General features: G+C 55.1%; 19 protein-coding genes. 10 read left to right on the top strand and 9 right to left on the bottom strand.

Annotated elements, in window-relative coordinates:
• Nucleotides 1-11: 11 nt before the first annotated feature.
• Genes pstA through Q0824_RS14605 form a run of 3 tightly spaced genes read right to left on the bottom strand, consistent with a single transcriptional unit; the run spans nt 12 to nt 3,686 of the window.
• Nucleotides 12-1,310: a phosphate ABC transporter permease PstA gene (gene pstA, locus Q0824_RS14615; protein WP_298452224.1), complete on the bottom strand. Its 1,299-nt coding sequence runs from the start codon at nt 1,308-1,310 to the stop codon at nt 12-14.
• Complete coding sequence (gene pstC, locus Q0824_RS14610) at nt 1,303-2,691, bottom strand: phosphate ABC transporter permease subunit PstC (RefSeq protein WP_298452221.1); 1,389 nt, start codon at nt 2,689-2,691, stop codon at nt 1,303-1,305. Before pstC ends, pstA begins: the two co-directional genes overlap by 8 nt.
• Nucleotides 2,691-3,686 (bottom strand): substrate-binding domain-containing protein, encoded by a 996-nt coding sequence (locus tag Q0824_RS14605; protein ID WP_298452650.1) that lies wholly within the window; start codon nt 3,684-3,686, stop codon nt 2,691-2,693. The genes pstC and Q0824_RS14605 overlap by 1 nt, the downstream gene beginning before the upstream one ends.
• 247 nt (nt 3,687-3,933) lie before the next feature.
• Between Q0824_RS14605 and Q0824_RS14600 the strand changes: the two genes are divergently transcribed.
• Together Q0824_RS14600 and Q0824_RS14595 are read left to right on the top strand one after the other, a co-directional pair.
• Nucleotides 3,934-4,338 carry an acyl-CoA thioesterase gene (locus Q0824_RS14600; protein WP_298452218.1) on the top strand — a complete coding sequence of 135 codons (405 nt, stop codon included), beginning with the start codon at nt 3,934-3,936 and terminating at the stop codon, nt 4,336-4,338.
• A gap of 80 nt (nt 4,339-4,418) precedes the next feature.
• On the top strand, nt 4,419-5,000 hold the full coding sequence (locus tag Q0824_RS14595; RefSeq protein ID WP_298452216.1) for a hypothetical protein: 582 nt from the start codon (nt 4,419-4,421) through the stop codon (nt 4,998-5,000).
• Between the two features lie 11 nt (nt 5,001-5,011).
• Here the strand turns inward: Q0824_RS14595 and arsJ are convergent, their stop codons facing one another.
• Genes arsJ through Q0824_RS14580 form a run of 3 tightly spaced genes read right to left on the bottom strand, consistent with a single transcriptional unit; the run spans nt 5,012 to nt 7,646 of the window.
• Complete coding sequence (arsJ, locus tag Q0824_RS14590; RefSeq protein ID WP_298452212.1) at nt 5,012-6,205, bottom strand: organoarsenical effux MFS transporter ArsJ; 1,194 nt, start codon at nt 6,203-6,205, stop codon at nt 5,012-5,014.
• A 1-nt stretch (nt 6,206) separates the two neighbouring features.
• A complete protein-coding gene (locus tag Q0824_RS14585) occupies nt 6,207-7,211 on the bottom strand; it encodes an ArsJ-associated glyceraldehyde-3-phosphate dehydrogenase (protein ID WP_298452209.1) in 1,005 nt (334 codons plus the stop codon).
• Nucleotides 7,212-7,256: 45 nt separating this feature from the next.
• Nucleotides 7,257-7,646 carry a metalloregulator ArsR/SmtB family transcription factor gene (locus Q0824_RS14580; protein WP_298452206.1) on the bottom strand — a complete coding sequence of 130 codons (390 nt, stop codon included), beginning with the start codon at nt 7,644-7,646 and terminating at the stop codon, nt 7,257-7,259.
• Nucleotides 7,647-7,766: 120 nt separating this feature from the next.
• Here Q0824_RS14580 and arsH point away from each other — a divergent pair, with 120 nt between their 5' ends.
• From arsH to Q0824_RS14565, 3 genes are all read left to right on the top strand, one after another.
• A complete protein-coding gene (arsH, locus tag Q0824_RS14575; RefSeq protein ID WP_298452203.1) occupies nt 7,767-8,483 on the top strand; it encodes an arsenical resistance protein ArsH in 717 nt (238 codons plus the stop codon).
• 9 nt (nt 8,484-8,492) lie between these two features.
• A complete protein-coding gene (gene arsB / locus Q0824_RS14570; protein WP_298452197.1) occupies nt 8,493-9,557 on the top strand; it encodes an ACR3 family arsenite efflux transporter in 1,065 nt (354 codons plus the stop codon).
• A gap of 154 nt (nt 9,558-9,711) precedes the next feature.
• Nucleotides 9,712-10,509 carry an undecaprenyl-diphosphate phosphatase gene (locus Q0824_RS14565; RefSeq protein ID WP_298452194.1) on the top strand — a complete coding sequence of 266 codons (798 nt, stop codon included), beginning with the start codon at nt 9,712-9,714 and terminating at the stop codon, nt 10,507-10,509.
• Between the two features lie 153 nt (nt 10,510-10,662).
• Here Q0824_RS14565 and uvrD read toward each other — a convergent pair whose 3' ends face one another.
• On the bottom strand, nt 10,663-12,828 hold the full coding sequence (uvrD, locus tag Q0824_RS14560; RefSeq protein ID WP_298452191.1) for a DNA helicase II: 2,166 nt from the start codon (nt 12,826-12,828) through the stop codon (nt 10,663-10,665).
• Between the two features lie 238 nt (nt 12,829-13,066).
• On the opposite strand from uvrD, the gene Q0824_RS14555 reads away from it, so the two are divergent.
• The 3 genes from Q0824_RS14555 to Q0824_RS14545 are packed head-to-tail and all read left to right on the top strand — an operon-like array spanning nt 13,067 to nt 16,269.
• Nucleotides 13,067-14,680: a methyl-accepting chemotaxis protein gene (locus Q0824_RS14555; protein WP_298452188.1), complete on the top strand. Its 1,614-nt coding sequence runs from the start codon at nt 13,067-13,069 to the stop codon at nt 14,678-14,680.
• Nucleotides 14,681-14,713: 33 nt separating this feature from the next.
• Entirely contained in the window at nt 14,714-15,844 is a 1,131-nt protein-coding gene (locus tag Q0824_RS14550) for a hypothetical protein (RefSeq protein WP_298452185.1), read from the top strand.
• 11 nt (nt 15,845-15,855) lie between these two features.
• A complete protein-coding gene (locus tag Q0824_RS14545; protein ID WP_298452183.1) occupies nt 15,856-16,269 on the top strand; it encodes a phosphate ABC transporter substrate-binding protein in 414 nt (137 codons plus the stop codon).
• A gap of 68 nt (nt 16,270-16,337) precedes the next feature.
• On the opposite strand, the gene Q0824_RS14540 is transcribed toward Q0824_RS14545, so the two are convergent.
• Complete coding sequence (locus Q0824_RS14540) at nt 16,338-17,792, bottom strand: NAD-dependent succinate-semialdehyde dehydrogenase (RefSeq protein WP_298452180.1); 1,455 nt, start codon at nt 17,790-17,792, stop codon at nt 16,338-16,340.
• Nucleotides 17,793-18,016: 224 nt separating this feature from the next.
• Here Q0824_RS14540 and Q0824_RS14535 point away from each other — a divergent pair, with 224 nt between their 5' ends.
• Nucleotides 18,017-19,030: a histone deacetylase family protein gene (locus Q0824_RS14535; protein WP_298452178.1), complete on the top strand. Its 1,014-nt coding sequence runs from the start codon at nt 18,017-18,019 to the stop codon at nt 19,028-19,030.
• A 4-nt stretch (nt 19,031-19,034) separates the two neighbouring features.
• Here the strand turns inward: Q0824_RS14535 and thiI are convergent, their stop codons facing one another.
• Entirely contained in the window at nt 19,035-20,489 is a 1,455-nt protein-coding gene (gene thiI, locus Q0824_RS14530; protein WP_298452175.1) for a tRNA uracil 4-sulfurtransferase ThiI, read from the bottom strand.
• A 110-nt stretch (nt 20,490-20,599) separates the two neighbouring features.
• Here thiI and ppnN point away from each other — a divergent pair, with 110 nt between their 5' ends.
• Nucleotides 20,600-21,982, top strand: a complete 1,383-nt coding sequence (ppnN, locus tag Q0824_RS14525; protein WP_298452173.1) for a nucleotide 5'-monophosphate nucleosidase PpnN — start codon at nt 20,600-20,602, stop codon at nt 21,980-21,982.
• Nucleotides 21,983-21,994: the final 12 nt, after the last annotated feature.

Raw genomic sequence — 21,994 nt, 5'->3', positions numbered from 1 at the left:
GTGTTGTCTCTTTACCAACGGCGCTCAAGGCGTTTACGCAACCAGATGGCGAATGCGTTCATGGTGATCAGGAAGGCGAGCAGTACCATAATGCCGGCGGAGGCCAGCTCCACAAAACCCTGCTCTGCGCTGCCGGCCCAGATGAAAATCTGTACGGGCAACACGGTGGCGGAACTGAAGAAACCATCCGGTATCTCCACAATAAACGCCACCATGCCAATCAATAAAAGGGGCGCTGTCTCACCCAGGGCTTGCGCCATACCAATGATGGAGCCGGTCAACATGCCGGGCATGGCCAGAGGCAGAACGTGGTGTAGCACCACCTGCATTTTTGACGCCCCTATGCCTTCGGCTGCCTCGCGGATGGACGGAGGCACACTCTTGATGGCTGCACGGCTCGAAATAATGATGGTGGGCAGAGTCATCAGCGCCAACACAAGGCCGCCCACCACGGGCACCGACCGGGGCATGCCGAACAAGCCGATAAACACTGCCAGCCCCAACAACCCGAAGATGATGGAGGGCACAGCCGCCAGGTTGTTGATGTTGACCTCAATAAAGTCCGTCAGGCGGTTGCTGGGGGCAAACTCCTCCAGATAAATCGCCGCTGCTACGCCCACCGGGAAGGCAATGACCAGGGTAATACCCATAGTGAGCAAGGAGCCAACCAGGGCGCCCAGAATGCCGGCGTTGGACGGCTCCCGGGAGTCGCCACTGGTGAAAAACACATCGTTGAAGCCGGTATCAATCACGCCTTTGCTGAGCAGCTCATCGGTCCAGCGCTGTTGCTGTTCGCTCAAGCGAATGGAATACCCGGGGTCGCCAGAATGCTTTACGTAAACGGACACCGTATCGTGAGCCGGGAACTCAATGGTTCGGGTAGTGCCCAGCCAATCCGGATTCGCCTTCAGCATGTCGCGAACCTGGTTACTGGCATAGCTGCCAGTCATCCGGCTGAGTTCCCGCATATCCGCCCGGCTAGTGGCCTGAGGAAAATACCCTTGCAGGGCCTTGATAATGGGCGCCTGAAAGTCCGCCATGGCGATCTGTTCCGGATCCGAGGCATCGTTCAGATACATCAGATCGTCATCCAGATGCACCTCAAGGGTCACGGTGGTTTTGATGAAGCCGGTGTATCCCTTGCTGATAATGTCGGTAAACAGAATCACCAGCGAGAACAGTGCAATCGAGATGGCCGTGATGCCATAAAGACGGAACCGGCGTTCCTTGCGATAACGGCGCTTGAGCGAACGGCGAATCAGCTCCGCCTGCGAGCCTTCACGCTCCGCGTGTGAACCTGGCTTAGTCATATTGTTCCCTGTATTTACGCACGACTTTCAGTGCGATCACGTTCAGCAGAAGCGTTACGATGAAGAGCATCATGCCGAGGGCGAACGCGGCCAGTGTCTTGGCGCTATCAAACTCCTGGTCACCGGTTAGCAGGGTGACAATCTGTACGGTTACCGTAGTCACAGAATCCAGAGGGTTGGCCGTCAGGTTTGCAGCCAGGCCAGCGGCCATCACCACAATCATGGTTTCACCAATGGCGCGGGAAGCGGCCAGCAATATGCCCCCCATAATGCCGGGCAGTGCCGCCGGGAAAATCACGTTTTTCATGGTTTCAGACTGGGTAGCACCAAGCGCCAAGGAGCCATCTCTGAGGCTGCGCGGCACGGCGTTGATCACGTCATCAGACAGTGAGGACACGAAGGGGATGATCATAATGCCCATCACCAAGCCCGCAGCCAGAGCACTCTGGGAGGAGGCTTCAAGGCCAAGCATCAGGGCCAGATCACGGATGAAAGGCGCTACTGTGAGCGCCGCAAAAAAGCCATAAACGACGGTGGGCACCCCCGCCAGCATTTCCAGAAGGGGTTTAACCACCGAGCGCATCCGCGGGCTGGCGTATTCAGAAAGGTACACGGCCGACAACAGGCCAACCGGCACGGCAATCAGCAGGGCAATGGCGGAAATCATCAAGGTGCCGGTGAATAGCGGAATAACGCCAAACGCGCCCTCTGAACCTACCTGATCCGCCCGCAACGCAGTTTGTGGGCTCCAGTTGGTGCCAAACAGAAACTCGCTCATGGGCACCTTACCAAAGAAGCGCACGGTTTCAAAAATAACGGAAAAAACAATGCCGATGGTGGTCAGAATCGCCACAGCGGCACACACAAAAAACAGTCGCTGAAGCGTAAGCTCCACGCTCTTTCGAGCATTAATAGTCGGAGCCACGCGTGTCCAGGCGAAGGTGCCGCCAAGCACCGCAATCAAAACAACCAAGAGGCTTTTGAAGTTGCTGCTGTGCTCTCGCAACTCTTGCAACAACACGGCCGCACTGGAAATGCCATCAGGCACCATGGCGGGGTTGAGCTTACCTGCAGCCAGGTTACTGATCTGGGAGAGTGTGAGGCTGGCATGCCCTGCAGATTGCGGCGTCAACTCTGTCGGCAGGGAAGCCATCACGATGTTCTGAATAACCTTGCCTTCAAAAGCGGCCCAGGCACCTAATATGACCAGAGCTGGAATCGCACACCAAAGCGCAGCCCTGGCGGCATAGTATGCCGGCAGGGCCTTGAGGTTACTGATGCCCCCCAGGGGCGCCGCCACAGCCCGGGAACGCATATAAGCGAACCCGTAAGCTACTGCGGCAAGCACCAGAACCAGGGGCAATAAATCAGCCGTCTGCATTAAAGCTCATCACCTGTCATTGGTTTGAGTTCCCGAACGGCCTTCGCCGTTTCCATGCGTACGTTGCGGGGGTTAGGGATCAGCCCAACATTCACCAGGTAACCGTTATCGCCCCAAGCGCCTTCGGTGGTGAATTCCTGCGCATACTCGGCAATGCCTGGAACCACACCTGCGTGGGCATTTTTGATATAGAAGAACAGAGAGCGGGCAACCGGGTACTCTTCATCGGCAATGGTGTCTGGCGTTGGCTCCACTCCGTTGATAGTCGTTGCCTGAATTTCACCGCTATTTTCCATCAGAAAACTGTAGCCGAAGATACCCAGGGTGTCTTTGTCCTGCACCAGACGCTGCACGATCAGGTTATCGTTTTCGCCAGCCTCAACAAATGCGCCATCTTCACGCATATTGTGGCAAACACCGCGCATTGCTTTCTTTTCCATGGCCTTGATGAAGCCGTAAGTTTTGCAGCCACCTTCCATCGCAATTTCTACAAAGGCGTCGCGGGTGCCGGAAGTAGGAGGCGGCCCCATCACACGGATGGCTTTACCTGGCAGGCTGGAATCGATATCGCTCCATTTCTCATAAGGGTTGGCGACCAGCTTGTCACCGCCTTTTGGGTCGGGAACGTCTTTGGCCAGCGCCAGGAACACCTGCTGCAGGCTTAGATCCATCTGGTCAGCTTGCTTTGAGCTTGCGATTACGATGCCATCAGCGCCGATTTTTACTTCGGTAATGGCTTCTACGCCATTGCGCTGGCACATTTCGAATTCGCTGGTTTTCATCCGGCGAGAGGCGTTGGTAATGTCCGGGTGCTGAGTACCAATACCCGCACAGAACAGCTTGAAGCCGCCGCCGGAGCCAGTTGATTCCAGCTTGGGTGTGGGAAAGCTGGTGTTGCGGCCAAAGCGCTCGGCTACAACCGTAGCAAAAGGATAAACCGTTGAAGAACCCACAACGTTTACGGTGTCACGGGCCATTGCCGGAGCGGAAAGCATGGATAACCCGCCAGTCAGTGCAACGATAGCAAAAGCTGTATTCGGTTTAATCACGTTAAATCTCCATCAGTCACTAAAATTGTGTACAGCACCGGTTTACTGATGGCTAAAGACTAGAGCTTGTGTGTGACAACTTTGTTACACCTTTTGAAATATTGTGCCAAAGCGGCAAATAAGCTTGCAGCCCTCCGGCAGGCCGTTACCATGCTAAGAAAATAATTCCAGAATCTAATAAAAGGCAGGCTTCATGACGGCGTACGATGACGATAAACCCAAACCCCGCGGCGACTTGATCCTTCAGATTGTTCCCCTACCACAAGACACCAACGCCAATGGTGACGTATTTGCCGGCTGGCTAGTCAAGCAGATGGACATAGCTGCAGCAACTATGGCTGGCCGCATATCTCTGGGCCGCAACGCCACTGTGGCAATGGATGGAATGGAGTTTCTTTCACCTCTGCGAGTGGGTTCGCAGGTGGGCTGTTATTGCGAGCTGGTAGACATCGGCCGCAGCTCCATGAAAATTCACGTGGAAGTGTGGACCCTTGACCGCGCGGCCAAACACCCTCGCAAGGTCACTGAAGGTCGGTTTGTATACGTTGCGATTGATGAACAAGGTCGTATACGTGAAGTTCCGGAACAGCGCAGCTAACCCGGCATTCTCAGGAAATCAGGGATTCTCAACCCATGAACTTCAAGCAGCTATTCCTATTTACAACAGCCCTTTCCCTAATGTCGACATCCGTAGCCGCTGATATCGGCATCACGCCTTTCGTGGGCTACCGCGTGGGCAGTTCTGTCGATATTGAATCCTCCGTGGCTAGCACACAAGATCAAATCAAGTTCAAGGATTCTGCAAGCCAAGGGTTGGTTCTGAACTTTGACCTGCCAGAAGCCGGTACGCAGGGCGAGCTCTATTTTGGCCGGCAGGATACCTCTGCAAAGCTGGATAATGGCGTCTTTGCACCCGGCACACAGGAAATCGACGTCACCATCTACCAACTGCAATTCGGCGGCCTTTACTTCCCGGGAGGCAAAAGCTATGGAGGGTTTGCTTCTGGCGTACTGGGGTTGACCCGTCTGGAACCAGACGATTCAACCTACAATACCGAACACCGCCTGGCTCTTTCCCTTGGCGGTGGCTACCAATTCTTACTCAGCGACAGTCTGCGCCTGCGGCTTGACCTTCGTGGTGTCTATACAGCCCTCGACTCCGGCGGCTCTGTGCTCTGCTCCGGCGGTTGCGAGCTCACCTATCGCAGCAGTGGCTACCTGCAACTTGAGGCAGGCGCAGGCCTGGTTCTGCGCTTCTGAACCACCTGCCGTCATGCTCTAACCACATGTCTTTCGGGCAGCAACAGCGACAACAAGGCTGCTGCTGCCACCAGACCTGATGATATCCACAAGCAAGCCTCCAGCCCGTATACCTGATACACCCAGCCAGACAATATCGTGCCCAGCAAACGGCCTGCGGCATTGGACATGTAATAGAAACCCACATCCAGAGATACACCGTCACCTCTGGCGTAGCTGACAATCAGGTAGCTATGCAGGGAAGAATTGATGGCAAACAAAATTCCGAACAGCAACAAACCACCGATAACCACAATTTGTGCTGACCAGCCGGCCATAAGACCAAGGGCAATAGCCGCAGGAACCAATGCCAGCGCCGCGGCCCAGAGTGCTGCAGGCTGTTTTCCTTCGCCTGTTCCGGTAATCCGGGGCGCTATGGTCTGGATAAAGCCATAGCCGATGACCCAGGTGGCCATAAAACCGCCGACCTTCCAGAAGTCCCAGCCAAAGACCGTATGCAGATAAACGGGCAGAGCCACAACAAACCACACATCCCGGGCACCAAACAAAAACATACGGGCTGCAGACAGCACGTTAATGGCAGGGCTTTTTGAAAGAATCTCCCGGAATTTGGGTTTTGCCTTGCTCTTGCCCAATTCCTGTTTAAGCAAAAACAGACTGGAGAGCCAAACCAACCCGAGAGCCGCAGCCATTGCAAGCACCGCGCCGGTGAAACCCACCGACATCAGCAGCACGCCACCCAGAAAAAAGCCCACGCCTTTCAGCGTGTTCTTCGATCCCGTCAGTATGGCGACCCATTTATACAAAGTGCCCTGCTGTTCATCTGGCACCAACAATTTGATACCGCTTTTGGCAGACATTTTGTTCAGGTCTTTGGCAATACCAGACAAAGCTTGCGCTGCCATCACCCAGGGCACTGAGAGCATGGCCGCCGGGACAGCCAGCATGACCAAGGCCGCGATCTGCAGGAACAACCCGATGTTCATGGTGCGATTCAAACCCATGCGAGCACCCAGATAGCCGCCCACCAGATTGGTCACCACTCCGAAGAACTCGTAGAAAACGAATAGCAGGGCGATTTCAAGGGGCGAGTACCCGAGCTGGTGGAAGTGCAGCACCACCAGCATACGCAGGGCACCATCCGTCAGGGTGAAGGCCCAATAATTACCCGTGATCACCAGGTACTGACGAACGGCGGCATTCATATCACACAGACCCCACCTCGCGTACCAGTTCCACCGTGCGGTTGGCGTAACCCCATTCATTGTCGTACCAGGCGTAGATCTTCACCTGAGTTCCGTTGACCACCAGTGTGGACAAGGCATCGACGATGGAAGAGCGCGGATCTGTTTTGTAATCGATGGATACCAGCGGACGCTCTTCATAGCCCAGAATATCCTTCAATTCACCCTCTGAGGCTTCTTTGAGCAGCCGGTTTACCGTATCGCGATCTGTTGGCGCTTCCACCTCAAACACACAGTCGGTCAACGAGGCATTGGTTAGCGGTATCCGGACTGCATGGCCATCCAGCCGCCCTTTCAATTCAGGAAAGATTTCGATAATCGCAGTAGCAGAACCGGTACTGGTGGGAATCAGCGAGCTGCCGCACGCCCGTGCCCGCCGCAGGTCTTTGTGGGGCGCATCAATGATTGTCTGAGTGTTGGTCAGGCTGTGGATGGTGGTAATGGAGCCGTGTTTGATACCCAGTTTCTCGTGAATCACTTTCACCACTGGCGCCAAACAGTTAGTGGTGCACGACGCCGCGGTTACGATTCGATCCCTGGCCGGATCAAAAATGTCTTCATTCACACCCACAACAATATTCTTCGCCCCCGCTTCTTTCACCGGCGCGGTGACCACCACCCGTTTTACGCCTTGATCGAAGTAGCCCTGCAGCGCCGCGACGGTTTTGTTAGCGCCGCTGGCTTCGATCACTATGTCGCAACCGGACCAGTCCGTGTCACCGATGGCCTTGTTATGGGTAACTGCAATGCGCTTGCCGTCGATCACCATCTCATCGCCATTGGCGGAAGCCTCATGGCTCCAGATACCGTGAACACTGTCGAAATTCAGCAGATGTGCCAGGGCGTGGGTTTCTGCCCCGGGATCGTTAATGGCAACAAATTCCAGTTCCGGCCAGCCCCAGGCAGCCCTCAGCGACAGACGCCCAATACGGCCAAATCCGTTGATGCCTACTTTGATCTTGCTCATGGTGGTCTCCTTACGGGATGGGTAATACGTGTATCCGATCAATTTTCAAGGGCACTGCACAACCGGGCGATCAACCATGGCCTGCAACTTCGCCATAGGCGCATCGATCAAGGCTTTATTGCTTTCCGCCGTTTCATCCAGGACACGTGTCACCCAATCTGGCAGCTGCGGGTTCACTGAATAGTAAATCCATTGCCCGCGACGCTCCGTTTCTACCAGCCCCGCATCCCGCAGTATGGCGAGGTGGCGGCTGACCTTCGGCTGAGACACATCGAACGCTTCTGTCAATTCGCACACGCACAATTCTTTCTGCCTCCGAATAAGTAGCAAAGCTGCTAGCCTTAACTCGTCGCTCAAGGCCTTGAAGACCGTGACGGGGCTGCAGTCTTCGAGCTTCAGCTCGGTTTCCTGCGGATGAATAACGTCTCTATTCATGAAACCCACCAATCCTCAAATTTTTGCATATTCGGTTTTCCATATATGTTTTTTTTGCGATACTAGTTATCGAAGATGACAAAGTAAAGACACTCGGATAGCGAGATTACAAATTACACCATGAAGCCGACCGCACCTCCCAACATCGATTCTGACCTGTTCCAGGTACCGACTACAGAGCAAGTATTTGGAGCTGCGCCTTCAAACCACGCCCCTCGCATTTTGCTGCTCTATGGCTCCTTGCGAGACCGGTCATTCAGCCGGCTCGTGGTGGAAGAGTCTGCCCGCTTGCTGGAAGCCATGGGCGCGGAAACCCGCATATTTAACCCGCGCGGCCTGCCGTTGGCCGATGCTGAAGAGGCCTCGCACCCCAAAGTTCAGGAGCTAAGGGAACTGGCACAATGGGCAGAGGGTATGGTGTGGTGTTCCCCGGAGCGCCACGGTGCCATGACCGGCATCATGAAAACCCAGATCGACTGGATTCCACTGTCCATGGGCGCCGTTCGTCCAACTCAGGGCAAGACCCTTGCGGTGATGCAGGTGTGCGGTGGCTCCCAGTCGTTCAATGTGGTGAATCAGTTGCGAGTGCTGGGCCGGTGGATGCGAATGGTGACTATTCCTAACCAGTCGTCCGTAGCCAAAGCCTTTATGGAGTTCGATGACAACGACCGCATGAAGCCGTCCTCATACTACGATCGCATCGTGGATGTAATGGAAGAACTGGTGAAGTTCACACTGCTGACTCGCGACCGCAGCGACTACCTGACCAACCGCTATTCCGAACGCAAGGAAAGCGCTGAAGAGGTATCAAAGCGTGTCAACCAACGGTCCATCTGAGGGGTAGTCATGAGCCAAAATATAGAAGCCGCAAGCACTGCCTCAGAAGGCATGGACCTGTTCGGCCGCTACCTGTCGGTCTGGGTAGCGCTGGCCATTATTGCCGGCGTGGCGCTAGGCCAGCTTGCCCCCGGAGTACCCGAAGCCATGTCCCGCTTCGAGTACGCCCAGGTATCCATTCCAATTGCCATTCTGATCTGGGCGATGATTTTCCCGATGATGGCGCAAATCGATTTCAGTGCCATCGTGGATGTACGCAAGGAACCCAAAGGGCTGGCTATCACCACCGTCGTCAACTGGCTGATCAAACCCTTCACCATGTTCGCCATCGCCTGGTTCTTCCTGATGGTGGTGTTCAAGCCGTTTATTGCGCCTGACTTGGCCAGCGAATACCTCGCCGGCGCTATTCTTCTGGGTGCTGCCCCCTGCACCGCCATGGTGTTTGTGTGGAGCTATCTCACCAAAGGCGATGCGGCCTACACCCTGGTGCAGGTGTCCCTGAACGACATCATCATGCTGTTTGCCTTCGCGCCTATTGTGGTTTTCCTGCTGGGTATTTCCGACATTCAGGTGCCCTGGGATACGGTGATCCTGTCGGTTGTGCTGTACATCGTGATTCCGCTGGCTGCCGGCTATCTCACCCGCCGCACATTGATCGCCCGCCGAGGCGAGCAGTGGTACGACGAGGTATTCATGAAGCGGCTGGGGCCTATTACGCCAGCAGCGCTGATTGTCACCCTGGTGTTGCTGTTCGCCTTTCAGGGCGAGGTCATTCTGGAAAACCCGCTGCACATTGCGCTGATTGCCGTACCACTGATCATCCAGACGGTGCTGATTTTCTTCATCGCCTACGGCTGGTCCAGACTGTGGAATGTTCGCCACTGCATCGCCGCACCCGGCGCCATGATCGGTGCCAGTAATTTCTTTGAACTGGCAGTAGCCGCAGCCATTGCCCTGTTTGGCCTGCAATCCGGAGCGGCATTGGCGACAGTCGTTGGGGTGCTGGTGGAAGTGCCTTTGATGCTGGTTCTGGTGCGTATCGCCAACAATACACGGGATAAATTCCCTGCCTGACCGCCCCACGTAGCCCCGGTGACTGGCCGGGGCTAGCTTACAAAGCACAGTGCCGGGGCTCACGACCTGTTCAGCCAACCACCACCCTGCTAATATCCCGCCCATCTTTCTTACCATTGAACCGCAAACCTCTGACCCGAACGGAACCAACAGAATGGATTTTCTCCAGGCTTTTTTCCTTGGCCTTATGCAGGGACTGACCGAATTTCTGCCCATTTCCAGCTCAGCGCACCTGATCCTTGTGCCCGCTTTTTTTGACTGGGTGGATCAGGGCGTAGCGTTCGACCTTGCGGTTCATGTGGGCACCTTGCTGGCAGTGGTGATTTACTTCCGCACTGACGTGTTCAGCATCGCTCGGGATGGCCTCATGTCCATAGGCCGGCGCCGCGTAGTCGGTCAGGGCGCACTGGCGTTATATATGGTGATTGGCACAATCCCGGCTGGTCTTGCAGGATTGGCGTTACTGGACATTATCGATAACGAACTGCGTGCGGTAGAAATCATATTTGCCACCACCCTGTTCTTCGGTCTGCTGCTGGGCGTTGCGGACTGGATGCCAAAGCGCCAACGTTCGATAGACTCTCTGAACTGGAAAGACGCTTTACTGGTAGGTATCGCACAGGCCATCGCCCTTGTACCGGGCACTTCTCGTTCTGGAATTACCATAACTGCTGGTTTGTTCCTGGGCATGAGCCGGGAAACCGCCTCCCGCTTCTCGTTCCTGCTGGCCATTCCCATTACCGCTCTGGCATCTGCAGTTAAGCTTCTGGAAGTAGCGACTTCGGATATTGCCGTGGACTGGAGTGCATTTCTGGTAGGGGGCGTTACATCCTTCGTTATTGCCATTACCGCTATCCACTTCTTCCTGAAATGGCTGAACAAGGTGGGCATGTGGCCTTATGTTATCTACAGAGTCATTCTGGCTGGGGTTATTTACGCCGTGCTTATGTAGCGGCTATTTGGCTCGGTGCAAGAAGCTCAGGCAGGGGGAAGGCTTTTCAAAACACGCTCCTTGCGGCACATCCATGTGACGCTTGGGCTCCGCCATCCCTGGCTCCGCACAGTTTTGAAAAGCCTTCCCCCTGCCTGCGCTCCCCGATAGTAGTTAGCAGGCCTCCAACGGTGCATAGGCCAGCACCAGCCATTTTGCGCCCTCATCGAAATTCACCTGCACCCTTGTGTGGTGCCCAGTGCCTTCAGCATTCATTACAACTCCTTCGCCGAACTTGGGATGCCGAACCCGCTGCCCCAGGCTGAAGCCGGTCTGCTGGGCAGAGTCCTGGCTGAACAGGCCTTCGTTAGGGCGATCCAGCATGGCCGGGCGGGTTACCGTGTTGCGTAACCGTACTTCCTGCAGACAGTCGCCGGGAATCTCCCGCACGAACCGGGACAGCGCGTGGAACTTCTCCTGCCCATACAACCGGCGGGATTCAGCGTAGGTGATCACCAGCTTTTTCATGGCTCGGGTGATGCCCACATAGGCCAGCCGCCGCTCTTCCTCCATGCGCCCTGGCTCTTCCAGCGACATGCTGTGGGGAAACAAGCCCTCCTCAACACCGGCAAGGAATACCAACGGGAACTCCAAACCTTTAGCGGAGTGCAGGGTCATCAACTGCACGCTGTCTTCGTGGTCTTCCGCCTGGGATTCACCAGCATCCAGTGCAGCCTGGGCAATAAACTCCGAGAGCGGGTCCACACCCTCTTCCACATCAAAATCTGCAAGGGCGTTGACCAGTTCCTCCAGGTTCTCCACCCGCGCCTGAGCCTTCTCGCCTTTTTCACTGGCGTGGTAGTCCTTCAGGCCGCTGGCTTCGATGGTCTGCTTCATAAGCCCATGAAGCGACGCGCCTTCAGCCATCGCAGACAGCTCTTCTATAATATCGAGGAACGCTTGCAGCCCGGTTTTGGCCCGGCCTTTTACCTGCCCGGCCGCCAGCAATCGCTCGGCGGACTCCCATAGAGATATGCTCAGGTTGCTTGCATATTCACGCAGTTCCGCCAGGCTTTTTGCACCTATGCCCCGAGTGGGCAGGTTCACCACTCGCTCAAAGGCTGCATCGTCACGCCGGTAGTGAACCAAACGCAGATAAGCCAAGGCGTTGCGGATTTCCTGGCGGTCGTAAAAGCGCAGGCCGCCGTACACCCGATAAGGGATGCCCTGGCGCATCAGGGATTCTTCCAGCACCCGGGATTGAGCGTTGGAGCGGTACAAGATGGCGGATTCGCTACGCAGGTTGCCTTCATTGACCCAGCTGGAAATGCTGTCGGCTATGTAGTTGGCTTCGTCCTGCTCATTGAATGCTGCGTACAGACTGATGGCCTCGCCTTCTACACCATCTGTCCAAAGCTCTTTTCCCAGCCTGCCCTGGTTGTTGGCGATTACGGCGTTAGCGGCTTTCAGAATCAACTGTGTGGAGCGGTAATTCTGCTCCAGTCGCACCAACCGGGAGTTCGGGAAATCCCGCTGGTACTGCTGGATGTTCTCGATTTTGGCGCCACGCCAGCCGTAGATGGACTGGTCGTCATCGCCCACGACCGTCAGCGGTACACGGTTGCCGGCCAGAACCTGCAGCCAGGCGTACTGAATCGTGTTGGTATCCTGAAACTCGTCTACAAGAATGTGCTGGAAGCGCTGCTGATAGTGCGCCAGTATTTCCGGCCGGTGCAGCCATAGTTCGTGGGAGCGCAGCAGCAACTCACCAAAATCCACCAGCCCGCTCTGCTGGCAAAGTTCTTCGTAGCGGCGGTACACCTTTACCATAGTGGAGGTGAAGTGATCGCCCGGATTTTCCTGAATATGATCAGCCCGCAAACCTTCGTCTTTCTGGCTGCTGATAAACCATTGCGCCTGCTTGGGCGGGAACTGGCTTTCATCAATCTGCGCTTCCCGCATAACCCGCTTGACCATGCGCAGCTGATCATCACTGTCGAGCACCTGGAAGTTCTCCGGCAGCCCCGCATCCTTCGAGTGGGCTCGCAACAACCGGTGGGCAATACCGTGGAAAGTGCCAAACCAAAGGCCCCGCGATGGAATGTTCATCATCTCTTCGATGCGATAACGCATCTCTTTGGCGGCCTTGTTGGTAAAGGTGACCGCCAGAATCCCCGTAGGCGGAACCCGATCCACCTGCATCAACCACGCAATTCTGTGCACCAATACCCGGGTTTTGCCACTGCCGGCACCGGCCAGCACCAACAGGTGGTCATTTTGTGCCGTAACCGCCTCACGCTGGGCATCATTCAGGGCATCGATAATGTGGGAGACATCCATGGAAAATCACTATAGTCCGGAGAATGGGGAATTCAGATAAAAGATTATAACAAGTCGAAGCCGAGCCTGCCCCGCTCCCACTCGATGGTTTAACGTTTAGACTCGCCTCACTATAAAGTTACTGCAAAATCAGCCGACAACAGAACATAACAGTACGAAACACAATCACCAATTCGCCTACTAATAGCAACCTATATGCTGATTGCGCCACATTGGGTTGTTCCGTCAGGAAAAGACTATGCTGTCATCACTTAAAATCTCACAAAAGCTTGGCTTACTGGTCAGCATTGCCATCCTCGCATTCGTGATCAGTCAGGGCTTCGCATTTATAACAGAACGCTCCAACTCTGAGCGCCTGAGCGAGGTAAAAGATCGCCTTTATCCAACGCTGGAGCTGACCACCATCAACGAAGGCCAGCTGAAGCTGATGGAGCAACAAATCAGTGGTGCAGTTACCACGGGGGATGACCAGCAACTGGAAGCAACCCAGGTGTATCGAGACACCATTGCGACCAACCTGGAAAAAATTGCGGAACTGAGCCCCGCGCAAGCCAGCAACATCCAAAAGCTGAGCCGAGACCTCGACAATTACTACGACAACGCGTCGCGCCTTGCCACCTCCATTATTGACGGCACCGCCGACTTCACTCGCATTGGTGACGACGCAGCCCGCAACGCAGCCCGTCTGGAGCAACTGCAGGCAAGCCTGAACGCCATGCTTGAAAACAATCGGGCGCGGTTCCAGAGCGCCATTTCGGAAACCGCCGAAGCCTCAAGCAATGCCCAAACGCTTGCGCTGATCATTCTGGTCACAACCGTAATCGTGCTGATTGCAATCAGCCTGGTGATCGGTCGCTCCATATCCGCCAGCCTTACTCAGATTATCGACTCTCTGAAAAACATGGCTTCCGGCGAAGGTGACCTGACTCGGCGCCTGAACTACGAAGGCCGGGATGAGCTTCGGGAGCTGGTGAACCAATTCAATCTGTTCGTTGCCAAACTGCACAAATCGTTTGCCACTATCAGTGATGACGTAAACGGACTGAACACAGCAACAGGCCACCTGACCGATGCCAGCCGGGCAAACCTTGAGCGCATCAGCAGCCAGGCACAGGCAATTTCTTCTACCCGTAATTCTGTGGATGAACTGGTAAAAAGTGTTGAAGAAGTAGCAGGTTTTGCTTCCAGCGCCTCGGACCAAACCCAGGACGCAGCGCGCTTCGCCCAATCGGGCCAGGAAAAAGTACAGAAAAATGTGGCCACCATCCGCGAGTTGGTCAGCGACATTGAGAATACCGCTGGTCTGGTGAATCAGTTCGACGAGTTCTCCGCCCGGGTCGGCGGTTTGCTGGACACCATTCAAACCGTTGCAGAACAAACCAACCTGCTGGCTCTGAACGCCGCGATTGAGGCAGCGCGTGCCGGCGAACATGGCCGAGGCTTTGCAGTGGTTGCTGACGAGGTGCGTGGGCTTGCAGTACGCACCCACAAAGCAACGGAAGAAATTCAGGGTGTAATTTCGGAGCTCTCCAAGCTGTCGTCTTCAGCGGTTACTTCCATGAAAGCCAGTGTAAACAAGGCCCATGAAGGCGTGGAAGCGACCACCGAATCCGGCGAGATCCTGTCCCGTATTCTGCAAAACGTGCAGCAGATCAGTGAGCTGAATGAACAGATTGCTGCTGCCACCTACGAACAAAGCACGACATTTAACGAAGTAACCACTTACATGACGGACATGCACCGGAATGCCGAGGCAGTCATGGAAAGCACCGACGAACTGGATAGCGTTAGCCGCGATATTCAGGGCGTCAGCAATGGTCTGCGAACCGTTGCCAGCCAGTTCCGCGTGTAAATTAACCATGAAAAACGTATGGATCAAAAACCTATGAAAAGATTGCTACAACTTGCTCCTCTGGCGTTGGCCATTGCAGCAAGCTCTGCTTCTGCCCAAAGCACAGAAGACACCCTGGCCCGCATGCAGCAGCAGCTGGATTCCATGCAGCAGCAGGTGAATACCGCCAAGAATGACCGTGTTCGTTTCAACGGCTTCTTCAGCACCGGTGTGGCAACATCCAGCAACGATGCGGGATTTGACGGTAAAACCGAAAAGACCAGCGTGGCAGATCTGAGCCTGTTCGCTCTGCAAGGAACCTTTGATGTTTCAGATAACACTCAGGCTGTTTTCCAGCTGGTAGGACGCGGCGCCGAGGATTGGGATCCCGTAGTTGAGTGGGCCTACCTGAGCTATCGCCCCATGAACAACCTGCAACTCCGTGCAGGTAAAATGCGCCTGCCGCTGTTCATGTATTCCGACTCCCTGGAAGTGGGTTACTCTCAGCTCTGGGCCCGGCCACCACAAAGCGTTTATGGTCCAATTGCGATAAAGAGCTATGTAGGTGCAGATGCCACTTACACAATGAACCTCGACAACTCAGCCGTTACAAGCCAGCTCTTCACCGGGTTCACGGATGAGACAGGAACCGCGGGCCCCTCAGAACTGAGAAATGTCTTTGGTACCACTCTTTCGTGGACGGATTACGTATGGACAGCAAGAGCTATCGCCGGGACAGCTGAAGTTTACATTCCGTCTTTAGCAATCGCAGATGCTCGAGCCCTTTTCTTGGGTCTGGGCTTTGGTTATGACGATGGTACCTGGCAAATCATTTCCGAAGTAACGCGAGCAGAAATAGATGGCATATTTGCCGATACTGATTCTGCATACCTTTCAGTGGGTCGTCGGTTTGGCAGCGTCACCCCCTACGCTGTCGTTGGCTGGGTTGAAAGCATGGACAACGATGACCGCACCGGCGCACTCAGCGCTGCGCTGGACACACGCAGAGATGAATACAGTATTGGTGCACGCTGGGACATCACACCGGGTGTTGCAATCAAAGGAGACGTTACGCACGTGACTGGATTCGAAAATGCTGCTGGGGGATTGGATGCTAGCTACGTTATCCCCGCAGGCAAAAACAGCACCAACGTCTACACCCTGAAAATCGACTCGGCATTTTAACGGAGGCCCCCATGAAAAAGCTTAGCCTGATGTTTGCGGCCAGCTTGCTGGTTAGCCCCCTTGCTCTGGCCGATGTTGTAGTGATCGGCCACAGTGCTGGGCCAAACAGCATCACCGAAAATCAAGTGCGCGACCTGTACCTTAATCGCAGCAATGAGTTGCCCGATGGACAGAAAGCCACAACATTTGAAATGGCTAGTGGCGACGCGGTTCGCGCTCAGTTCCACGATAAGATTACCGGGCGCAACGATGCCCAACTTAAAGCCTTCTGGTCCAAGCAGGTGTTTACGGGCCGTGGCCAACCGCCCGCCGAAGTAAGCAATGCCGCGGCAATGAAAGCGCGGGTTTCATCGACGCCTGGCAGCATCGGCTACATCGATGAAGCCGACGTAGACAGCTCTGTGAAGGTTATCCTTACGCCTTAAACAGCTGTCAGAAACAAAGAAGGCGAGCCCATGGGCTCGCCTTCTTTGTTTAAACCTCAGCCTTCAGATCAGAAGCCTCTGGGCACCGTTTGCGCTTCAACAAACTCGAACAACCCTTCAAGCCCACCTTCGCGCCCGGTTCCTGACGCTTTCATGCCACCAAAAGGCGCCTCAGGCGTTGGCCCTGTGCCGGTGTTCCAGCCTACATGGCCAAACCGCAAGCCCGCTGCCACTCGCTGAGCACGCTCCGCGTCTGCAGTGAACACGTATGAAGCCAGGCCGAATTCAGTATCGTTGCCCGCCTCGATAACCTCTTCCTCGGTGCGGAAACTGGCCATAGGTACCAAGGGCCCGAAGGTTTCTTCCCGTGAACAGCACATATCCGGAGTGACGCCAGAAATCACCGTGGCGGGGAAAAACAGGTGACCCTCGCCCAAGTCACCAGGCTGTTTGCCTGCAACCAGCGAGGCGCCTTTGTTCAGGGCGTCTTCCAGATGGCGCTTCACCTTGTCGAAGCCGGCTTTGTTAATCAGTGGGCCAAGATCAACATCGCCTCCAATGCCATCGCCTACCGTCATCTTGTTCACGCGCGCTGCGAGCTTCGCGCCAAAGGCATCCATCACCTTTTCATGAACAAAGATGCGGTTTGCGCACACACAGGTCTGCCCGCTACCACGGAATTTGTTGGCAATCAGGTTGTCTGCAGCGGCGTCGAGATCCGCATCGTCAAACACGATAAACGGCGCGTTGCCGCCCAACTCCAGAGCCAGTTTTTTAATCTGGTCAGCGGTATCCACAACCAGCTTGCGGCCTACTTCTGTGGACCCGGTAAAGCTCAACATGGGCACATCCGGGCTTTCGCACAGAACCTTGCCAATCACGCTGGCCTTGCCCATCACCAGGTTCACCATGCCATCAGGCAGGTTCACATGCTTGTCGATCAAATCGAACAGCGCAATCATGGTCAGCGGTGTTTCGCTCGCCGGCTTGATCACAGAAGGGCAACCCGCAGCCAAAGCCGCCGACAGCTTCTTGGCGATCATGCCAATGGGAAAATTCCAGGGTGTGATAAGTGCCGTTACACCGACGGGGCGATAATGCACTGTCCAGGTGCAGTCACGTGGCTTCCCGGGGAGCTCATGAGCGTCCAGCGCCTGGATATTCTTGGCACAGTAATCGAAAAAGCCCGCAGCATAATCCACTTCGCCCTGAGCTTCGTTCAGGGGCTTGCCGTGCTCCAAACACAGGATACGGCCTACTTCCTCCTTGTTTGCCCTGAGTGCATCCCGAATCTCTTCCAGCCACTTCCTGCGGGTTTCGATGGTATAGGGACGGGTCAGCTGAAGCGCAGACTTGCCTGCTTCGATCGCCGCCTTCACCTCACTTTCAGGCATGGAAGCAACCTGCGCAATCACCTTGCCCGTTGCCGGGTTGTAGACATCAAAGGTGTTGCCCTGTTCATTGTCAGTCCAGCGACCGCCGATGTAGCCAGTCATCTTTCCCAGCAGTGGTGACTCGATCATTTCGGCTCCTGCTCAGTCAGTAACGACACCCACAAAGGTGCACGGTTGTATGAATTGAATCCGACCTTCATCTTGGATGCTGAATCACTACCTGTAAAGTCGACAGCTCGGCTTTTGACCAATCCCAATCTGTGCCTATACTCCCAAGTGCCTATACTCACAGTGTCTGCATTCACAGCAACTGAGTCACGCCGCTGCAGCACCGGAAACCAGGAGGTCGGATAATGAAAGCATTTTTCCATCCAGCTCAAGACAAGCATGCCCCCCAATCCTACTTCACCCGGGGTCAGATGCGTCAGCCTCAGGAGGTGCCGGATCGCACCCACCAAATGCTGGAGGGTTTGAAAGCGGCAGGCATACCGGTATTACAGCCTTCTGATCAAGGCGCCAGGCCGATTGCCAAGGTGCACGACCTGGGGTATCTGCGCTTTCTGGAATCTGCCCATCGTCGCTGGAAGAAAATGGACGATTGGGGGGAGGAAGTCATGTCTAACATCTTCGTTCGCTCCCCGAACCACCTGACAGGCATTCTGGCAGAAGCGGCACGGTATCAGGCCGACGGCAGCAGCCCCATTGGGGAGCACACTTGGGAAGCGGCCTACTGGTCGGCTCAGACTGCTCTGGCCGCAGCCGACGCGCTCATGGCGGGGGATCGCACCTCTTACGCCGTGTGCCGCCCGCCCGGGCACCATGCCCGCAAGGATTCCGCGGGTGGTTTCTGCTATCTCAATAATGCCGCCATTGCCGCCGAGCACATGAAACCCCGGTTCCCTCGACTGGTTATTCTGGATCCCGACATGCACCACGGCCAGGGCATTCAGGAAATCTTTTACGAGCGTAATGATGTGCTCTACATCTCCATTCACGGCGACCCAACGAACTTCTACCCGGTGGTATCTGGTTTCGAGAATGAGCGTGGCGAAGGCGAGGGTTACGGTTACAACATCAACCTGCCCATGCCCCACGGTTCATCAGAGGAAGATTTTTTCGTAAAAGTCGAGGAGGCTGCGGCGGCTATCAAATTGTTCCAGCCAGACGCACTGATTCTCACGCTAGGCTTTGACATCTATAAAGATGATCCTCAGGCCAAAGTGTCAGTAACGTCGGAAGGGTTTTGCAGGCTTGGCACCCATATGAGCCAGCTTGGCCTCCCTACACTGGTCGTGCAGGAAGGCGGCTATGATCTCGATAGCCTGAGCGAGAACGTACAACAGTTCTTCAAAGGAATGGGCCGCTGAAACTTTATGAGGCGGGCGCGTAAACTTTAACGTTTTCGTGCCCTTCTGCTTTCAGGTGCACCGCATGCATCCGGCTCATGGCGCCGCGGTCACAATAAAGCAGGTACTGGCGGTTAACGGGAAGCTCAGGGATCCTGCGGTTCAGTTCGTAAAACGGGATTTTCATAATCTCGTTGCCGGTGAGCATTAAAGGAGACTGCTCCCCCTCAGACGGATGGCGCACATCAATTATCACGTCGCTTACTGCGGGGGTCTTTACCAGCTCCACATCTTCGGGTGTGGTGGTGGTATCCAGCAAATCACTGACCAGTGTTTCCTCACGGGCTTCAATAGCTTGCGCCAGAACCAGCGGATCCATCTCGGCCTCATCGGCCTCGACCCGGTACAAGCGGGCCCGGGTAGTCGGCTTCTGGGAGATAACACCACAATACTCAGGCATGTTGCGCGCGTAGGCCTCAGTGCCAATGTCCCGCGCAAGCTTGATGATGGCTTCCTTATCCATCGCGATTAATGGACGTAAAACCACTTCGTCGCTGGCCCGGTCAACAACGTTCAGGTTGGTCAAAGTCTGGCTCGATACCTGGGCCACCGCATCACCCGTCACCAGCCCGGCGGCGTTATTGCTACGCGCAAGCTCACTCGCGGCCTTCAGCATTTGCCGCTTGAGCACCACGCCCCAATGCCGGTGACTAACCGACTTCATGATTTCTTCCACCACGCCATCAAAAGGCACGGAGATAAACTTGGCCCCATGGGAAGCTCCGTACCGGCTCCACACGTAGTGAACCACTTGGCGCACACCCACTTCGTGAGCTATGCCACCAAGATTGAAAAACAAAAAGTGACTACGCATGCCCCTGCGCAACATCAGGTACGCGGCGACCGATGAATCGTAACCGCCCGAGACCAGCGTCAACACATTCTCGACACTGCCCAGCGGATAACCCCCAAGGCCACGGTGCTTGCGATTGGCAATGTGGAATTCGTCATCCCGCACCTCGATGCGCACCTCGACCTCGGGTGAACGCAAATCCACACTGGCACCGGAAGCAGAAAGATACAGCTCGCTGCCCACAAAGCGCTGGAGATCCATTGAGCGGAAATCATGCTTTCCATGGCGGCGCGCCCGCACCGCAAACGTTTTTCGTTCGAGGCGGCCAGCAAAAGCTGCCACTGCTTTTTCTGCAATATCCTCGAGACTGACAAGCGGGAAGGCGGCTATTTCCTGAATGGTGGAAATACCAGGGATGCGCATAAGCTCATCCACAGCCACTCCCTCCAGGCCTCGGCCCTCGGGCACATCAACATCCACTCGGTCCCAGCTGCCTTCAACTAAAATACTCTCATCAAGCCGGGTCAGAATTCTACGGATGTTCTGGCGCAGCTGACGCATCTGGCGACGACGAACAGGCTTGCTCTTGATAGCAATCTCAGAGGCAGGACGGATAAGAAGTTTCATAAATGGGCGTTTTGTCGAATGGTGTATGATCAGAAGAGCGCATAGTGTAACGCTTTGGCGTTATGCCTCAAAATCGGGTATTACCGCAACACTCAGGAGCTTTTCCATTCATGACCGCACCCACCATCAATGCTCTCGTATCCCCAGAGGGCAGTCTGGAGATACTGTCTAACCACGAAGTCAATCTGCTCAAAGACAAAAGCGTGGGCGGCCTTTACCAGCTGTTCAGACAATGCGCTCTGGCCGTGCTGAATACGGGCGCGGTTACAGATGACTGTCTGGACTTGATGGAGACCTATGCGGATTTTGATATACGACTGATTCCACAGCCCCGAGGCCTTAAGCTGGAACTGATTAATGCCCCGGCGCACGCGTTTGTGGATGACGAAATGCTCCTGGCCATTCGGGAGCACCTGTTCTCGGTTCTGCGAGATATTGTTTACACCCATTCCACACCCAAGTTTGCGGGGATTCTGAAAGGTAATGGGCCTGAAGACCTGACCAACATGGTTTTCCATATACTGCGTAATGCCCGGGCCCTGAAAACCGGCCGCCAGCCCGATCTGGTTGTATGTTGGGGCGGGCACTCTATCAGCCATGAGGAATACCAGTACAGCAAGGAAGTAGGCCATCAGCTTGGCCTGCGAGAACTGAGCATATGCACCGGGTGCGGCCCCGGGGCCATGAAGGGCCCCATGAAAGGGGCGACCATTGGCCACGCAAAACAGCGGGTTAAAAACGGTCGGTATATTGGCATTACCGAGCCGGGCATCATTGGTGCAGAAGCGCCCAACCCCATCGTTAATGAACTGATTATCATGCCGGATATCGAAAAACGCCTGGAAGCCTTTGTGCGCTGCGGGCACGGCGTTATTGTTTTCCCTGGTGGCGTGGGCACCGCAGAGGAAATTCTCTACTTGCTGGGCATTCTTCTGCATCCGGACAACACAGACCTACCCTTCCCGGTGATTTTCACTGGCAGAAAGGAAAATGCCGAGTACTTCGAGATGATCGACAAGTTCATCCGCACCGCCCTCGGGGATGAAGCCGCCAGCAAGTACGAAATTATTATCGATGACCCCGTGCGAGTGGCGCAAACCATGAAAAAGGGTATCAAAGACGTCGAAACTTTCCGTCGTGCCATGCAGGATGCGTATTATTTCAACTGGATGCTGAAGATCGATCCGGTATTCCAGCTGCCCTTCGAACCAGATCACGAAAACATGCTGGCCTTGGAACTACATCGTGATCAGCCGGTGCATCTGATCGCTGCCAATCTGAGAAAGGCATTCAGTGGCATAGTGGCAGGAAACGTAAAGGATGGGGGTATACGAAAGGTGCAGGAGAAGGGGCCTTTTGAGATCACTGGGGATCCTTCTTTGATCGAGCCTCTTGAAGCTATGCTGGAACAGTTTGTTGCGAACAACCGTATGAAGCTGCCCGGGTCTTCGACTTATCGCCCAAGCTACCGAATCGTCAATACAGCAGCCTGAGCTGCTGTATTG

Origin of the sequence: uncultured Marinobacter sp. (assembly GCF_947488835.1) — a bacterium.
Lineage (GTDB): Bacteria > Pseudomonadota > Gammaproteobacteria > Pseudomonadales > Oleiphilaceae > Marinobacter.
Note: the sequence above shows the minus strand (reverse complement) of the source record. Positions and strands in the feature narration are given on the sequence as shown.

Excerpts from the sequence above, each read along its gene's own strand:
- pstA (WP_298452224.1), bottom strand. The coding sequence starts at position 1,310 with ATGACTAAGCCAGGTTCACACGCGGAGCGTGAAGGCTCGCAGGCGGAG.
- pstC (WP_298452221.1), bottom strand. The coding sequence starts at position 2,691 with ATGCAGACGGCTGATTTATTGCCCCTGGTTCTGGTGCTTGCCGCAGTA.
- Q0824_RS14605 (WP_298452650.1), bottom strand. The coding sequence starts at position 3,686 with ATGCTTTCCGCTCCGGCAATGGCCCGTGACACCGTAAACGTTGTGGGT.
- Q0824_RS14600 (WP_298452218.1), top strand. The coding sequence starts at position 3,934 with ATGACGGCGTACGATGACGATAAACCCAAACCCCGCGGCGACTTGATC.
- Q0824_RS14595 (WP_298452216.1), top strand. The coding sequence starts at position 4,419 with ATGTCGACATCCGTAGCCGCTGATATCGGCATCACGCCTTTCGTGGGC.
- arsJ (WP_298452212.1), bottom strand. The coding sequence starts at position 6,205 with ATGAATGCCGCCGTTCGTCAGTACCTGGTGATCACGGGTAATTATTGG.
- Q0824_RS14585 (WP_298452209.1), bottom strand. The coding sequence starts at position 7,211 with ATGAGCAAGATCAAAGTAGGCATCAACGGATTTGGCCGTATTGGGCGT.
- Q0824_RS14580 (WP_298452206.1), bottom strand. The coding sequence starts at position 7,646 with ATGAATAGAGACGTTATTCATCCGCAGGAAACCGAGCTGAAGCTCGAA.
- arsH (WP_298452203.1), top strand. The coding sequence starts at position 7,767 with ATGAAGCCGACCGCACCTCCCAACATCGATTCTGACCTGTTCCAGGTA.
- arsB (WP_298452197.1), top strand. The coding sequence starts at position 8,493 with ATGAGCCAAAATATAGAAGCCGCAAGCACTGCCTCAGAAGGCATGGAC.
- Q0824_RS14565 (WP_298452194.1), top strand. The coding sequence starts at position 9,712 with ATGGATTTTCTCCAGGCTTTTTTCCTTGGCCTTATGCAGGGACTGACC.
- uvrD (WP_298452191.1), bottom strand. The coding sequence starts at position 12,828 with ATGGATGTCTCCCACATTATCGATGCCCTGAATGATGCCCAGCGTGAG.
- Q0824_RS14555 (WP_298452188.1), top strand. The coding sequence starts at position 13,067 with ATGCTGTCATCACTTAAAATCTCACAAAAGCTTGGCTTACTGGTCAGC.
- Q0824_RS14550 (WP_298452185.1), top strand. The coding sequence starts at position 14,714 with ATGAAAAGATTGCTACAACTTGCTCCTCTGGCGTTGGCCATTGCAGCA.
- Q0824_RS14545 (WP_298452183.1), top strand. The coding sequence starts at position 15,856 with ATGAAAAAGCTTAGCCTGATGTTTGCGGCCAGCTTGCTGGTTAGCCCC.
- Q0824_RS14540 (WP_298452180.1), bottom strand. The coding sequence starts at position 17,792 with ATGATCGAGTCACCACTGCTGGGAAAGATGACTGGCTACATCGGCGGT.
- Q0824_RS14535 (WP_298452178.1), top strand. The coding sequence starts at position 18,017 with ATGAAAGCATTTTTCCATCCAGCTCAAGACAAGCATGCCCCCCAATCC.
- thiI (WP_298452175.1), bottom strand. The coding sequence starts at position 20,489 with ATGAAACTTCTTATCCGTCCTGCCTCTGAGATTGCTATCAAGAGCAAG.
- ppnN (WP_298452173.1), top strand. The coding sequence starts at position 20,600 with ATGACCGCACCCACCATCAATGCTCTCGTATCCCCAGAGGGCAGTCTG.